The organism is Cellulosilyticum sp. ST5 (assembly GCF_046529625.1).
GTDB lineage: Bacteria > Bacillota > Clostridia > Lachnospirales > Cellulosilyticaceae > Cellulosilyticum > Cellulosilyticum lentocellum.
Map to the genome: position 1 here is coordinate 127,318 of NZ_CP132338.1, position 15,939 is coordinate 143,256.

9 protein-coding genes are annotated in these 15,939 nt (G+C 34.0%); all 9 read left to right on the plus strand.

Translation table 11 applies throughout. From position 1 onward, the window contains the following. The first annotated feature begins 34 nt into the window (after nucleotides 1–34). The 9 genes from QTL86_RS00645 to QTL86_RS00685 all read left to right on the plus strand — a co-directional run bounded on the left by QTL86_RS00645 (nucleotide 35) and on the right by QTL86_RS00685 (nucleotide 15,915). Complete coding sequence (locus QTL86_RS00645) at nucleotides 35–1,030, plus strand: GNAT family N-acetyltransferase (RefSeq protein WP_410496194.1); 996 nt, start codon at nucleotides 35–37, stop codon at nucleotides 1,028–1,030. 236 nt (nucleotides 1,031–1,266) lie between these two features. After that, nucleotides 1,267–2,235 (plus strand): substrate-binding domain-containing protein, encoded by a 969-nt coding sequence (locus QTL86_RS00650; protein WP_410496195.1) that lies wholly within the window; start codon nucleotides 1,267–1,269, stop codon nucleotides 2,233–2,235. A gap of 73 nt (nucleotides 2,236–2,308) precedes the next feature. Next, a complete protein-coding gene (locus QTL86_RS00655; protein ID WP_013658215.1) occupies nucleotides 2,309–3,367 on the plus strand; it encodes a phosphate/phosphite/phosphonate ABC transporter substrate-binding protein in 1,059 nt (352 codons plus the stop codon). Nucleotides 3,368–3,508: 141 nt separating this feature from the next. After that, entirely contained in the window at nucleotides 3,509–4,285 is a 777-nt protein-coding gene (gene phnC / locus QTL86_RS00660) for a phosphonate ABC transporter ATP-binding protein (protein ID WP_013658214.1), read from the plus strand. After that, entirely contained in the window at nucleotides 4,269–5,090 is an 822-nt protein-coding gene (gene phnE / locus QTL86_RS00665; RefSeq protein WP_013658213.1) for a phosphonate ABC transporter, permease protein PhnE, read from the plus strand. Before phnC ends, phnE (QTL86_RS00665) begins: the two co-directional genes overlap by 17 nt. Before the next feature lie 16 nt (nucleotides 5,091–5,106). Further along, a complete protein-coding gene (gene phnE, locus QTL86_RS00670; protein ID WP_013658212.1) occupies nucleotides 5,107–5,916 on the plus strand; it encodes a phosphonate ABC transporter, permease protein PhnE in 810 nt (269 codons plus the stop codon). Between the two features lie 5 nt (nucleotides 5,917–5,921). Next, nucleotides 5,922–7,433: a bifunctional metallophosphatase/5'-nucleotidase gene (locus QTL86_RS00675; RefSeq protein WP_410496196.1), complete on the plus strand. Its 1,512-nt coding sequence runs from the start codon at nucleotides 5,922–5,924 to the stop codon at nucleotides 7,431–7,433. Between the two features lie 184 nt (nucleotides 7,434–7,617). Then, a complete protein-coding gene (locus QTL86_RS00680; RefSeq protein ID WP_410496197.1) occupies nucleotides 7,618–9,213 on the plus strand; it encodes a potassium/proton antiporter in 1,596 nt (531 codons plus the stop codon). 522 nt (nucleotides 9,214–9,735) lie between these two features. Continuing rightward, nucleotides 9,736–15,915, plus strand: coding sequence for a pectinesterase family protein (locus tag QTL86_RS00685; RefSeq protein WP_410496198.1), 6,180 nt, complete (start codon nucleotides 9,736–9,738; stop codon nucleotides 15,913–15,915). Nucleotides 15,916–15,939: the final 24 nt, after the last annotated feature.

The window sequence follows — 15,939 nt, forward strand, 5'->3', positions numbered from 1 at the left end:
CTGCTTTTACTATGGAGAAATGAAAGGAGCAACTATGATTATTTTAATAGGCGGTGAAAGTCACACTGGAAAAACTTTATTGGCACAAAGACTGCTTGAGAAGTATCACTTTCCATATACAAGTCTTGATCATATAAAGATGGGCTTAATTCGAGGGGATAAACATTGTGATTTTACAGCACTTGACTCAGATGATGTGATAGCTGAAAAGTTGTGGGGCATTGTTAAAGGGATGATTCAAACCTGTAGGGAGAATAAGCAAAATATCATTATTGAAGGATGTTATTTACCAGTGGAGAGGGTAAAAGAAGTTCTAGGGGAGGAAGTTATTGCATGCTATTTAATTTTTTCAAAGGATTATATTAGAAATCATTTTGATAAAGTACTAGAATATGAAAATGTTATTGAGCAAAGGAACTATTCAGAAGAAAGAAGTATAGAAACATTTATAGCAGAACATCAAAGGTTGAAAGCAAAGTGCATAGCCCATAGGGTTAAATATATTGAAATTACTGATGATTATAAAAGTGAGATAAAAGCTGCTTATGATTACATTGAAAGTAGTATGAAGCTAGAGTTAAGAACCTATGAGGAAGCAGACCTTACTGAAATTGGACAATTATTTTATGATACTGTTCATACAGTTAATGCTAAAGACTATTCCCAAGAAGCTCTAGATGCCTGGGCAAGTGGAAATATAGATGAGGTAAAATGGCATCAATCCTTACTGAGCCACTATAGTATTATTGCAAAATTGAATGATAAAATTGTTGGATTTGGAGATGTTGAAGGTAATTATCTCGATCGCTTGTATGTACATAAAGATTATCAAAATCGAGGTGTTGGTAGAGCTATTGCAGAAAGATTAGAAGACTATGCAAAGCAAAATAAAGAAACCACTATTACTACATATGCGTCTCTTACAGCAAGACCATTTTTTGAGAAAAGAGGCTACCTAATAATAGAAGAGCAGCAAGTTAAAAGAAATGATGTATTACTTAAGCGTTTTAGAATGGTAAAAGAGCTATAGATAAGTTATTAATCAAATAAAAAGAGGTCGTATTCATTCTGAAGAATATGGCCTTTTTACACTGTGAGAGAAAACCTTAAATGGAAAGTATAGGAGATATGACATCCGTTTTTTGTAAAAGATTCAAGTTAAATGTTAAATTTATGTTAAATAATAGGTTTTTAAGTAAAATTTCAGTAAAAAAACTTGTGTTTTATCATATATATGAATACAATAAGTGAGGAGGTGGAGAAAAAATGGCGACTATAAAACAGATTTCTGAAATGGCTAATGTATCTATGGCGACTGTGTCAAGAGTACTTAATAAGGATGAAACAATTGCTGTTAGTGCAGAGGTAAGAAACAAGATTTTTGATATTGCCCATGAACTCCAATATATTCCACCCAAAAAACGTCGCATGAAAGCCGAAAAAGGCATTACTATTGGCATTGCAGATTGGCATATCATTAGAAAAGATGCCCACCATGTTAAACTTTCAGATTATGTTGGAATCGCAAGTAGATTTTGCACAGATCCAGTAGAATTTAAAAGGATGACATATGGTGAAGACTTACAAGTAGATGGCATTATTGCTTTGGGACGCTTTTCAGAGGAAGAAGTACTCTATCTTAAGAAACAAAGCTATATGATTTTGTTTATTAATTCAGATAGACAAGATTATAAATATGACCGAATCATTATGGATTATAATGAAGGACTTATGCAAATGGTGTCATACATACTAGATGAACAAAAGTATGAAAGTCTAGGCTACATCGGCGCGTACTATGAGCAAGATGGTATTGTGATTGGAAAAACACGACATGAAGCACTTGTGACGATTCTTAAAGATAAAAATAAATATCAAGAAGAGCAATTTTTTATTGGTGAATTCAGTAAACAAAGTGGTTATGAAATGGCAAAAAAAGCTATTAGAGCTAATCATCTAGCCAAAGCAGTCTTGTTAGGCAATGACCAAATTGCAGAAGGTGCTTTAGAAGCTTTTGAAGAAGAAGGTCTTAAAGTACCAGAAGATGTTAGGGTCATTATTTATAAAGATATCGAGACATTAAGATCAAAATATCCTAGCTATATAGCTATTGAAATGTTTCCAGACTTTGTATGGGAAACAGCTATTAAGCTTTTAATAGAGCGTATAACAGGGGCAAGAACAGAAACGATGACTGTCATCTTACCTTCTAAATTTTGTGAGGGTAAAGTTTAAACTAGTTTTTAAAAACGTAAGTTTTTAAATATATACTTTTTAAAATTCAAAATTCTAATTGATGGAGGGAACAATGAAAAAATTTGGATCAATGCTTATGGCAATGGCATTAGGAATGAGTATGCTTGTAGGGTGTGGAAGTGGCACAGCTAATACAGGTACAACAGGAACAGAAGAAGGCGCTAAAACAATTGATAAATTAACAGTTGCATTCGTACCTTCTAAAGAGCCAGCAGAAATTGTAACAGCAACAGAGCCTTTAAAAGGAATGTTAAAAGAAGAGTTAGCTAAAGAGGGATACAACGTAGGCGAAGTAGAAATTACTGTAGGGACAAGCTTTGAAGCAGTAGGAGAAGCACTTAGTGCAGGGACAGCTGATGTAGGTTTAATTCCAGGTGGGACATACGTATTATACGATGATGGAGCAGAACCAATCTTAACAGCAACACGTGATGCATTAAGCATTGAATCTGATAATGCAAAAGACTGGAATGATAAAAAACCAACTACAGGTCTTGATGAACAAGTAACATTCTATCGTTCATTAATCATTGCAGGTCCATCAGAAAAAGGTCAAGAGCTTGCAGCTAAAGTAAATGCAGGTGAAGCATTAACATGGGAAGACCTTAACTCAGCAAACTGGAGCATGATGTCTACAACATCACCAGCAGGTTACATTTATCCATCATTATGGTTACAAGAAAATTACGGAAAAAGTCTTACTGATTTAGCAAGTGTAGTACAAGCAGATTCTTATGGTAGTGCAATGGCTCGTCTTGCATCAGGTCAACTTGATATCGTAGTTGGTTATGCAGACTTACGTCGTGACAATGAAGAAAAATGGACATCAGAATTCGGAAGAACAGCATCTATTTGGGACGAAACAAATGTAATTGGTGTTACACCAGGTATTTACAATGATACAGTAAGTGTAAGTACAACATCTAAAATTATGACAGATGAATTTAAAAAAGCACTTCAAAATGCATTTATCAATATTGGTAATACAGACGCAGGTAAAGAAGTTATTGCTATCTACAGTCACAATGGTTACCAAGTAGCGTCACCATCTGACTATGATAATGAACGTGCAGCTCAAAAATTAATTCAAGAACTTAATGCAGCAAAATAATAAGTCATATTAAGGTAATGGGTGAGTTTTTAACTCCCCATTATTTTTAGCGTAAAGATAAAAAAATTGTACTAAAATAATAATGTTAACACTAGTTCGCATTATTAAGGAATCTTATTAACAGAGGGAATGGAGCGTTATATGATTAAATTTGATAATGTAAGTAAAGTTTATCCAAATGGTTTTAAGGGACTTAAGAATGTTTCTCTTGAAATTGAGCAAGGTGAATTTGTAGCCATTATTGGCCTTTCAGGAGCAGGAAAATCGACACTTATTCGTACTATTAATCGTGTACATGATATTTCAGAAGGGACATTAACTGTAGACGGCACAGATGTAAGTACCTTAAAAGGCAAATCTCTTAGAAAATTCCGTAGAGGAATAGGTATGATTTTTCAATCCTTTAACCTTGTTACAAGAACAACCGTTATTAAAAATGTTTTAACTTCTAATATTCCAGATTTACCATTTTGGAGAGTACTACTAGGGTGTTATCCTCAGGAGCACAAAGTAGCAGCATTAGAAGCTTTAGATAAAGTAGGTATTTTAGACAAAGCGTATGTGAGAGTTGATCAACTTTCAGGAGGACAACAACAAAGGGTTGCCCTTGCCAGAACGTTAGCACAACATCCAAAGATTATGCTAGCAGATGAACCTGTTGCGGCCCTAGACCCTGTAACAGCAAAACAAGTTATGGATGATTTCAAGCGTATTAATAAAGAAATGAATATTTCAGTACTCATTAATATTCACCACGTAGATTTGGCACTTGAATATGCTGACCGTGTTATTGGTATTAGAGCTGGTGAAATAGTGTATGATGGTCCAAGTAAAGATGTAACTAAGGAAATCTTAGACCAAATTTATTGTGGTCAGGAAATTGGAGTAATGGAGGAGAAAAATGAGTTGGTACGATAAAATTTTTCCACCTAAGAAAATCCTATTAAGCGATGGCAAAGAAGTACTAGAAAAACGCTCACGTATGCCGTTGATTATTTTATTATTAGTTATTGCAGGGGCTATTTCTGTTAAAATCACAGGCTTTAATTTATCAACTCTTATGGAAAGAGGAAATGAGTTCTTTGTTATTTTAAAGAAAATGTTTCCACCAGAAACAAGCTATTTAAGTGCCATTTGGAAGCCTTTATTTGATACCATTAAGATGTCATTATTGGGCTCAGTTGTTGGTGGCATCATGGCAGTACCATTTGCTATCTTAGCAGCAAGTAACATCGTGAGTAATAAAGTGCTTGTAAGTATTATACGTTTATTTTTAAGTTTAGTAAGAACAATGCCAACTTTAGTGGTTGCCCTAATTGCTACTTATGTATTTGGTCTAGGAACCTTAGCTGGAACAACGGCTATTGCCATCTTTACTTTTGCTTATATTGGAAAATTACTTTATGAGCAAATTGAAACAGTAGATATGGGAGCTTATGAGGCAATGGAAGCTATAGGTGCTACAAAGCTTAGAGCCTTTCTTGCGGCAATAGTGCCACAAGTGCTACCAAGCTATATTGCTAACTGCTTATTCTGCTTTGAAGGAAATGTACGTTATGCATCTATTCTAGGATATGTAGGTGCAGGTGGTCTTGGACTTATTTTAAATGAGAAAATCGGTTGGAGAGAGTACAGCAGTGTTGGAATGATTCTTGTTACCCTATTTATAGCAGTTATGATTATAGAAGGTATCAGTCATTATCTGCGTAAGAAATTAACTTAATAAGGAGGGGAACGAGATGAATGCAGAAATTAAAAAACAATTAGAAAGACAACCTAAAACATGGGTTTTTCAAATCATTTGTGCACTTGTTTTTGTGATTCTTGTGGCTTGGTCTAGTAGTGCAGTTAAGTTTACAGGGCTAGCGCAAGGAGGCATGGATATTGCCAAAAATATTTTGGTTGGTATCTTTACGCCAGATCCAGAGCTATTATTTAACTTTACAAATCAAGGTGTACCGTATCTTTTATTAGAAACAATGTGTATTGCTTTCTTAGGAACAATTGTAGGAGCTATACTTGCTGTGCCAATTGCATTCCTTAGTGCAACAAACATTGTACCGAAGCCTGTTGCCTTAATAGGCCGACTTATTATCATGGCAGTAAGAACAATACCTGCTTTTGTATATGGGCTTATGTTCATTAGGGTAACAGGACCAGGTCCTTTTGCAGGACTTTTAACCATGTCTCTTTGTTCTATAGGAATGGTTTCAAAAATGTATATTGAATCCATTGAAGATATGGATATTAAAATATTAGAGTCATTAGATGCATGTGGATGTACTACCTTCCAAAAAATTAGATATGGGATTTTACCACAACTTATGCCAGACTTTGCATCAACTATTATTTATCGTTTTGATATGAACCTTAGAGATGCTACTGTTCTTGGACTTGTAGGAGCAGGTGGTATCGGTGCACCACTTATTTTTGCTATGAATGCCTATAGATGGAATGAAGTAGGTGCAATTCTAGCAGGTCTTATTATTTTAGTTTTAGTCATCGAATTTATTTCAGGTAAAATCCGTGTTAAACTGGCTAGGGGGTAAGGTGATTGGAAAGACGACTTAAAATTTATTACACATCAGATACGCATGGTTATCTTTTCCCTACAGACTATGTGAACAAAGAAGAAAAACCCATGGGCGTATTAAGCTGCAGTAAGTCTTTTGAAAAAGATGGTAATACCCTTATTTTAGATGGAGGGGATACCATTCAAGGATCGGCTTTTGCTAAATATATGTGGGAAAATCAAGCAGATGGCTGTGCTATTTCAGAAGTCTTTAACACAGCAGGGTATGATTATGTGACACTGGGTAATCATGATTTTAATTACGATTATAAAGGTGCGCATAGATATCTTAGTCATTTAAATGCGGCGTGTTTACTTGCTAATGTCATTGATCATAAAGGTGAACTTGGGTTAAATCCTTATGTGATTCATACCTTAGAAAATGGTTTAAAAGTAGGGCTGATTGGTCTTGTAACAGACTATGTATCTCTGTGGGAAAAGCCAGAGCACCTTCAGCATTTAGAAATATTAGATACCTTTGAAACAGCTCAACGTACCCTTGAAGAAATACGCCCTTTATGTGATATAACTATAGGGATTTATCATGGTGGTTTTGAAGCAGATCTTCAAACAGGAAAAACCTTAGCTAAAGGCAAAGAAAATGTAGGCTATCGCATGTGTAAGGAATTAGCATTCGATGTACTTTTAACAGCTCATCAACATATGCCAGTAGAAGGCACAGAAATTCATGGAACTTACGTTCTACAACTACCTTCTAATGCAGTAAAGTATGCAAAGCTAGAAGTGGTTGTAGGTGAAAAAGGTAAAGTGATAACAGCGGATTGCCTGACTCCAGAATCAATTAGTTTAAATGAAGTACCAGAAGCCTTAGTAGAGATGCAGGAGCAAGTACAAAGGTGGCTTGACCAAAAGGTAGGACGTTTTTCTAAACCTATTGAACCACTAAGTAAGTTAGAACTAGCCCTTCAAGGTTCTAAGCTAGCTGACTTTTGTAATAAGGTGCAACTTGCACACACAGGAGCAGATTTTTCTTGTACAAGCCTAGGAAATAATCCAATTGGCTTTAATGAGGAAGTCACAACAAGAGACATTATGGCAGCTTATCAGTTTCCTAATACCATTAAAGTATTAGAAATCGATGAGGCAACTTTAAAGAAAGCACTAGAACGCTCAGCGCAGTATTATACTTTAAAAGGCGGCGAAATAGTTATTTCAGAGTGTTTTGTAAGTCCTAAGGTAGAGCATTATAACTACGATTTCTTTGCAGGCTTTAACTATACTTTTGATATTTCTAAACCAATAGGGGAAAGAGTGATAAGTATCACTGTGAACGGAAAACCTCTAGAAAATAGGAAATATACAATTGCTATGAGTGATTATAGAGCTACAGGTACAGGTGGCTATGAATTTTATAGTGAATGTCCATTAGTAAGAGAATATGGTGTGGATATTCAAGAACTAGTTATTGAATACATTCGTAGTCATGAGTGTATTAGGATAGATGATAAAATTAATTTTGAAGTTAAATTTTAAAAAGTATATATAAAAAAGCCTTGATTATACTTGTAGGCAAGTATAATCAAGGCTTTTTCTAGTTGATGATATGAAATATTTGATCTTGTAAACAAAAAATATTTAATTATAATAAAAAAATAATTATATTTAGCAATTAATGATATAATTAAATTATATTTATTTCAACATAGAGGAGGCTAGAATGTCCATATATATTTTACTTGTAGCAGCAATTATATTGATATGTGTAGTACTCAATAAAATGTCCAGTAAGCTAGGTATTCCTATGCTACTTGCATTTATTGTGCTTGGGATGCTATTTGGTTCAGATGGTATAGTAAAAATCCCATTCGATAATTATGGTATCGTAGAGCAAGTTTGTTCGATTGCTTTAATTTTTATCATGTTTTATGGAGGATTCGGAACCAGTTGGAAACAAGCTAAGCCAATTGCCGTTAATGCAGTACTCCTTTCGTCAATAGGTGTTATTTTCACAGCACTACTAACAGGTCTTTTCTGTTATTTCTTATTAGGATTTGATTTTCTTGAAAGTATGTTAATCGGAGCTGTTATTAGCTCTACAGATGCCGCATCTGTATTTTCTATATTGCGCTCTAAACGACTTAATTTAAAGGATAATACGGCTTCATTATTAGAAGTAGAAAGCGGGAGTAATGACCCTTGTTCGTATATGCTTACAGTTATTATTTTAGCCATGATGAGTGGAGACTTTAGTGGTGGTCAGCTTGCTTACATGGTTTTCGCACAAGTTGTTTATGGCATTGCTATAGGAGCTGGGATTGCATTAATAGCAACTTGGTGTTTGACTAAAATTAAATTTGCAACAGATGGTTTTGACACTATATTTGTATTTAGCATGCCGCTTATTGCTTATGCAGCATCTACACTACTTGGAGGAAATGGTTATTTAAGTACCTATATTTTAGGTATTATTTTAGGGAATCAAGCGATACCTAATAAAAAATCATTAGTTTACTTTTTTGATGGTATTACAGGCTTAATGCAAATGTTAATATTCTTTCTTTTAGGCCTTTTATCTTTTCCATCTGAATTACCAAAAATCTTATTACCTTCATTAGCAATTGCTATCTTTGTAACTTTTGTTGCACGTCCATTAGCAGTTTTTGCTATTTTATCACCTTCTAAAGGAACAATAAATCAAAAGCTATTAGTTTCTTGGTCAGGGCTAAGGGGAGCAGCTTCAATCGTTTTTGCTATTATGGCTACTGTTAGTCCAACGTATATGAAAAATGATATTTTTCATATGGTATTCTTTATTGTTTTATTTTCAATCAGCTTACAAGGTTCTTTAATACCATTTATGGCTAAAAAACTTGATATGATTGATGATAATAGTAATGTTATGAAGACTTTCAGTGATTATTCAGATGAGGAGCCTATACAATTTATTAAACTTCCAATTTCAAAAAATCACTTATGGAGTGGTAAAAAAATAAAGGAGATTTCCTTACCCCCGGATATTTTACTTGTATTAATCATAAGAGGGAATAAACGAATTATACCTAAAGGGAGTACAACCATTCTCTCAGGAGATGTTATTATACTTAGTGCTCTTTCGTTGCAAGAGGATTTTGAAGCACATCTTACTGAAATGAAGATCGATAAAGATAATAATTGGATAGGAAAACCATTAGCAGAGATTACACTAGGGCCAGAAAAATTAGTTATTGTGGTTAAACGTAATCATAAAGTTATCATTCCAAATGGAAAAACAATCGTTAAAGAAAATGATATTTTAGTGATTAGTCAATTATAACAATAGTGAAATAATAGAGCTCATAAGCTAGGAGATTTATAGCTTGTGGGCTCTATTGTTGTATATTGAGTATAGTATAGCAGAAATAAATCAAAGAAACAGTAGATAAAATTGAATATTATGAAAAAAAGTTATATTATGTAGTTTTTATCTTGGTTTTAAGAAAAGTATTCATACAAAGCACTAACACTGTATATTTTCTACACCGTTTTCATTTGTGAAAAATGATAAAATTTAATTTAATTAGTTTTAAAAAATAGATAAAATACACATGAAATAATTAAATAGGATGAATGAAATGTTTTGGTGCAACCATAAAAGGTGTAAATATTTAACAATAATAAATGTCATATTGCACAATAATATAATTTGTATTATGAGTTAAAATGTAAAAAGTGTAGTTAAAATGATATATAATTTGAAGTAAATATAGAAAAAATGAAATTGAATTGAAAAGTTAAAATGCATTTAATAGAATAAATATAGTGTTAAAGTTTCTTACTGAAAAAAAAGGAGAATAATATGAAAAAATTTGTTAAAGCACGAACGAAAAAACGAACAGCTTTACTTTTAGCAAGTACCTTAGTGACGTCGACGATTATACCTTCATATGGAAATCCAATAAGTTTTCAAGGTGAAGAATTGATAGATAATACTAATTCTGTACTGAATAATTCATATGTAACTCAATATACAACAAATAGTGCTCTAGTAATAGGGTCAGAATTAATGCCAGAGCTAAATATTAACTATAGCTATGACTTTGCTAAGAAGCCAGAAGATTTTAGCATACCAACAGATGGAAATAAGATAGGAACGGTTACCTCGACAGATGGATTTGTTACTGTGGATGGTAAAGGGAGTATGTATTATAAGGATAATCAACATGGAGTTGCTGTAGCAGATGGCAATACCTTTCAAGTAAAGGTGGCAGGAAATGCTGTTATTACCTTTAAATTGTGTCAATATGGAAGTGGTGGTACTATTACAGCTGAGACTGATGCATCAGGAGGAAAGTTTTATCCAGAAGGTGGAATTGATTTAAAAGTTGTAGCGGATGGAGGAGAAGTAGCTTATGTATATAAAGGTGAGCCGGCAGTGCTTACTTTTACCATCAATGGAAGTGGTTATTTACATGGCTTTACAGTAAGAAATACTACTGAGGATGTGACACCTTGGATCGAAAAAGACTTCTCTATTTCTATTGGAAACACAAACCTCATAGCAACAGGTGCAACAACAGAAGCAGGTAAGGCATCAGTAGCAGTAGATAAAGGTGAAGTATATTATGCTCAAAGTAAAAAAGCATATGTGAGTATTGATTTAGGGAATGAAGTACTAAGTGAGGATTTATTAACTAATAATAGTCCGGATGTAGTAGAGTCTTTACACATAGCTGGTAATGGTGATGTTGTTGTAACTTTTATAGATAAAGAAACATACCCTCATACTTATAACATTAAAGTTCAGGATACAAGTCAATTTCAAAAGCCCACTATAACAGATGTATTTTCCGTAGATTATACAAAAGAGGCTAATATAGCAGATTTTACTAATACTAATCCAATTAATGATTTTTATACAGTAAATAATGGGATGTTATCAATTCGTAGAGGAATAAGCTCAAAGGCACCTTACTGGAAAGATCAATCCCATGGCTTATATTTATATACTGGGAATGAGATTAGTGTGGTAGTGGCAGGAGATGCTGAGATTACCTTTGCTGTCTGTATGTATGGTAAACCATATGGTATATTAAATGAACCTGATTTACCAGAAGGTGCAAATGGTTCATTTGTGTCAGGTGAAAATCATATGCAATCATCAGCATGTGGTAATACAATAACCTATCATTATACAGGACCAGCAACAACGTTAAGATTTGTATTAGCTTCTAGTGATAATACTTCAACAGGTGAAAATTATTTACATAGTACAACTGTAAAAAACACAGGTGAGTTAACAGGTTCAACAGTAGTAAATCCACAAGAGGCCATGCCAAATGAAGTTAACAAAGATGATACTTTCTCAGTTATACCAGTTGGACATAGATTAATGTTTGGTCATGATAATACATCTGCTTCAATTAACAATATGACAAATGTTGGTTATTATTTATTTGATGCTACAACAGATTTTTCGAGTTTAGAAGCAGATATTAAAATAACAGCCGTAGGAAACAGCACTAACTATGGTGTGTATACAGGTTTATTTGAACCAGAGAAGAATATTACTCAATTAGTGACATTAGGTATTCGCGGTGGTGGAAGTGTAAGAAATATTTATAATAAGACACCTAATAATACAATTGGTGCTGGTGGAATCAATAGTCAGTATGCTGTAGGTGATACTATTCATGTAAAAGTACAAAGAACACCTGAAGGCTTTTATTCAGAAATGACAACTAAAGAGGGGACAACATCTGCACTAGTAAAAAATTCAAATGCTGAGTTATTGAAAGTAGAAGGAGGAAGTGTACGTTTTGGTTTTGCCTTTGCTAATGTGAATGGTGTAATTAATAATCTAACTTATACTACTGAAGCAGGTAAAGTACTTTATAAGCAAACAGACTGTTATGAAGCAGTTGGTACGCCTCCTGTTGTAAATACAGTAAAAGATCCAGTATTATCAGAAGATCGCACAAAGCTAACTGTGACATGGACAGGAGATAATTGCGCAGATGATGGTGCCTATCAAGTTGAGTTATCTAAAGATGGAGGAAATCATTTCGAAGTACTATCTAACCAGGTAACAGAAAAGACATACACAGCAGAAATTGATGGCGATGGTACATATGTATTTCGTATTTCTGGTGTTTGCGGTGAAAATACAACACCAGCATTAGAATCTTTAAGTATTACGGTACAAGCGCCATTAGAAAGTCCTGTTTTAACAGCAGATAGTGGTGATACTCAAATTAATTTAAGCTGGACAGCTATTAATGAGGCAACTCAGTATCAAGTTTATAGAAAAGCATCTGAAGAAACAGAATATCAACTAATAAAGACAGTAGAAGGTTTAACTTATCAAGACGTTGCTGTAAAAAATGAAGAACCTTATTATTACTATGTAGTAGCTCAGTCAAATAATAATGAAAGTAATCCTTCTAATATTCTTTTGATGGTACCTACAGCAGGTCGCCAAGGAGAATATGTTTATGAAAATGAAGCTACTAATATTTTTATTACTAAGAAATCTTACGACACAGTTTATAAAAATGAAGCAACATTAGAAGGAGTTGTAGATAACAAGGGAACGCTTGCATTAGAAGTTAATAATAGTGTTCATGCTTCTATTAACCTCAATAAAAATGAGGCCTTTGCGTTTAAAGCCCCTTTAATAGAAGGTAGAAATGATGTGAATTTATTATTTACCGATGAAGAAGGAAAAGTAACACGTAAGACATTTAACTTTGTTTATTTAACACATTATGACCTTGTAGTAAATGAATCTTATACCGGGATAGATGGAGAAGTAGCTAGCGATGGAACCAATACAAAGATGTATCGTACATTGCAAGCAGCTGTGGATAGCATACCATTAAATAATACAAAGCGAGTTGTTATCCTAGTGAAAGAGGGTAATTACAGAGAGTATTTAAGAATTGCATCACCTTACATTACACTTATTGGAGAAGATAGAGAGAAAGTTAACATTAATTTCTTTGATAAAGATATAACTAAGCCAGGTGGCGATACTGATAAACGTTGTGCTATTCATGTGAAATCATCAGCTACTGGTTTTTCAGCAGAGAACCTAACCTTCGAAAATACCTATGAATATTTAGGCGACGGCAGTATTTCAAATGAATCAGCAGATGCAATACGTATAGATGCTAAAGAATCAACTTTTGTAAATGTTAAATTATTAGGCTATCAAGATACTTTGCAAGCTAATAGCAGTCAGCAGTACTTCTATAAATGTTATATTGCAGGTAATATCGATTATATTTATGGTAATGGACAAGCGCTATTTAATGATTGTGAGCTGGTATTTAGATATAATGCTACTAAAAATAGTGGTTATATCACAGCACCTAAAACAGATCCAAAAGTAGATTATGGTTATATCTTTAATAACTGTGTGATTACTGCAGAAGAAGGCTGTAATGGTTCTAAATATTTATTAGCACGTCCATGGGGGGCAGATGCTAGCGTTACGTTTATTAATACATATATGGGAAGTATCATTAACAAAGTAGCACCATATGCTGATATGAGTCCTAATTCATATAAGGAAGCACGCTTTAGTGAATACTATTCTTATGGACCAAGCTATGCCATTAACAGTGACCGCCCACAGATTTCAAAATCACAGGCGGAAACAATGCTTACACCAGCTTACTTAGGCTGGAATCCATATGATGTTTCAGAAAAAGTTTCTATGGACCACTTTGTAGGCAGCATTACAACACTAGGAGAAGAAAAATTCATTGAGACAGACTATACCAATGATAATGCAGATCCTGATGCAACAGATGATACAGGATTAGGTGCATTTAATCTAGAAGGCTATGCACAAAGAGTTACTGGTGGTGGAACGCTATTAGAGTCTTCTAATAGATACTATCAAGTAGCTACTGCGGCGGAGTTTTTAGAAGCACTTTCTACTATTAAGAAAACAGGGAAAGCAAGTGTCATTGAGTTAACACAAGATATTAACCTGGGTTCTAAGGAAATAGGGGATGTACTAAATAAATATAGTAGTATTATTAAACCTGTTAATAATCAACCTTTATTGCATCCTACACTTTTAGAAACAGGTATTTCTACACTGTATATTAAAGATATGAGTAATCTTACTATTTACTCTAAGAATGGTTCAGCAATTAAACATACTTGTATCGATATTAGTAATTCATCTAATATTATTATAAGAAATATTGTATTTGATGAATTATGGGAGTGGGATGAAGCTACTGCCGGGGATTATGACCGCAATGACTGGGATTATATGACTATTCAAAATGGTAGTACGAATATCTGGATTGACCACTGTACTTTCTATAAGGCTTATGATGGCGTTGTAGATATCAAGAAAGCCATAAGTAGTCAAACAACAGATGTAACTATTTCGTGGTCAAAGTTTTTACCAGAGAGTGAATCACGTTTCTTTGATGAAATGCTAGATTTATTAGAAGCAAATCCAGAGGCATATCCATATTATAATGAGTTAATTACTCATTATGATATGACTAAGGAGCAAGTTAGAGCTTATGCAGCAGCACAAAAGAAAACACATCTTGTAGGTGCGTCTGATACAGAAGCTTATACAGAAAACTTACAATTGACATTAGCAAACAACTACTATAAGAATTCAATGGACCGTATGCCTCGCTTACGTGGTGGGAATAGTCATGTTTACAATTGTATTTTAGATGCTTCAGAAATTTTAGAGCTTAAAAATAGCATTGAAAATCCAGAAGCAGCATTAAAGGTAGTAAGTAATGGGGCCATTTCAACTTGTGGTGCATCAGTGTTACTAGAAAATACATCAATTAATGGGATTATTAATGCTTTAGCAAGTGGTAATGGTAATAGCCCAGGAGGTTATATTAATGCTGTTAATTCTCTTTACTACTTAAATGGTGAACTTACAGATTTAGCAGTTACTGATAATGCTGGGGCAGGCATGATTCTTAATGCAGAAGAATTTATTTCTAAGCTACCATATAAAGATCATAAGTTATATGATGTAAATCAGTTGAATGCTAAGGTCTTACCTAAAGTAGGAGCAGGGGTTATTAACATGTCTAGTGTGCAATGGCAAAAGACAACTTATAATGATCCTTCAATTGGAGAAGACTTAGTAAAAGAATATGATGTTACCTTTGATTATCAAGGAGCAACAGCTAATAATACTATAACAACAATGAAAGTTACACTAGGTAAGGCTTATGGAGAGCTGCCAACACCTGAAAGAAGCGGATATACTTTCCTAGGATGGTATACACAATTATCAGGTGGTCAAAAAGTAACACCAAATACTATTGTTACTCAAGAACAGGAACATACGTTATATGCTAGGTGGAGTAAGCAAGATAGCGGCTCAGGTGATAGTAGTAGTGGCGGAAGTACGACCAAACCAGAAAAGCCGGAAGTAGAAGAAGTTAAGCCAGAAGGTACTGACAAAGAAGAAGTATTAGATACAAACTTTAATGATATATCAGGACATTGGGCAACTGAATCTATAGCATATGTTATTAATAAAGGCATATTAAAGGGTGTAAGTGAAGAGAGCTTTGCTCCTAATGCCCCTATGACAAGATCTATGTTTGCAACTGTTCTCTATCGTTTAGTAGGTGAACCAGAAGTAATAGGCAATAATACCTTTGTGGATGTAAAATCTGAAGCATGGTATGAAAAGGCTATTATCTGGGCAAGTAAGCAAGGTATTGTTAGTGGGATAGGAGCTCAGATGTTTGATCCAAATGGAACAGTAACACGTGAGCAAATAGCAACTATGTTATATAATTACATAACAGCTATGGAAATTGACATCACAAAAGAGACTCAGACAGTAGCATTTACTGATCAAAAAGAAGTATCACCATGGGCAAAAGATGCAATGACGCTCATGGGTGAGTTAGGCATTATCTCAGGAGATGAGAATAAGAAATGTAATCCAAAAGCACAAGCAACGAGAGCGGAAGTAAGTGCTATGATTCATAGATTCATGAAGCTAGTAGAAGAACAAAAATAAGAGTAAAAGAGCTATACAACTGAC

Coding starts and splice junctions, on each gene's coding strand:
- QTL86_RS00685 (WP_410496198.1), top strand. CDS start 9,736: ATGAAAAAATTTGTTAAAGCACGAACGAAAAAACGAACAGCTTTACTT.
- phnC (WP_013658214.1), top strand. CDS start 3,509: ATGATTAAATTTGATAATGTAAGTAAAGTTTATCCAAATGGTTTTAAG.
- QTL86_RS00645 (WP_410496194.1), top strand. CDS start 35: ATGATTATTTTAATAGGCGGTGAAAGTCACACTGGAAAAACTTTATTG.
- QTL86_RS00655 (WP_013658215.1), top strand. CDS start 2,309: ATGAAAAAATTTGGATCAATGCTTATGGCAATGGCATTAGGAATGAGT.
- QTL86_RS00650 (WP_410496195.1), top strand. CDS start 1,267: ATGGCGACTATAAAACAGATTTCTGAAATGGCTAATGTATCTATGGCG.
- phnE (WP_013658213.1), top strand. CDS start 4,269: ATGAGTTGGTACGATAAAATTTTTCCACCTAAGAAAATCCTATTAAGC.
- phnE (WP_013658212.1), top strand. CDS start 5,107: ATGAATGCAGAAATTAAAAAACAATTAGAAAGACAACCTAAAACATGG.
- QTL86_RS00680 (WP_410496197.1), top strand. CDS start 7,618: ATGTCCATATATATTTTACTTGTAGCAGCAATTATATTGATATGTGTA.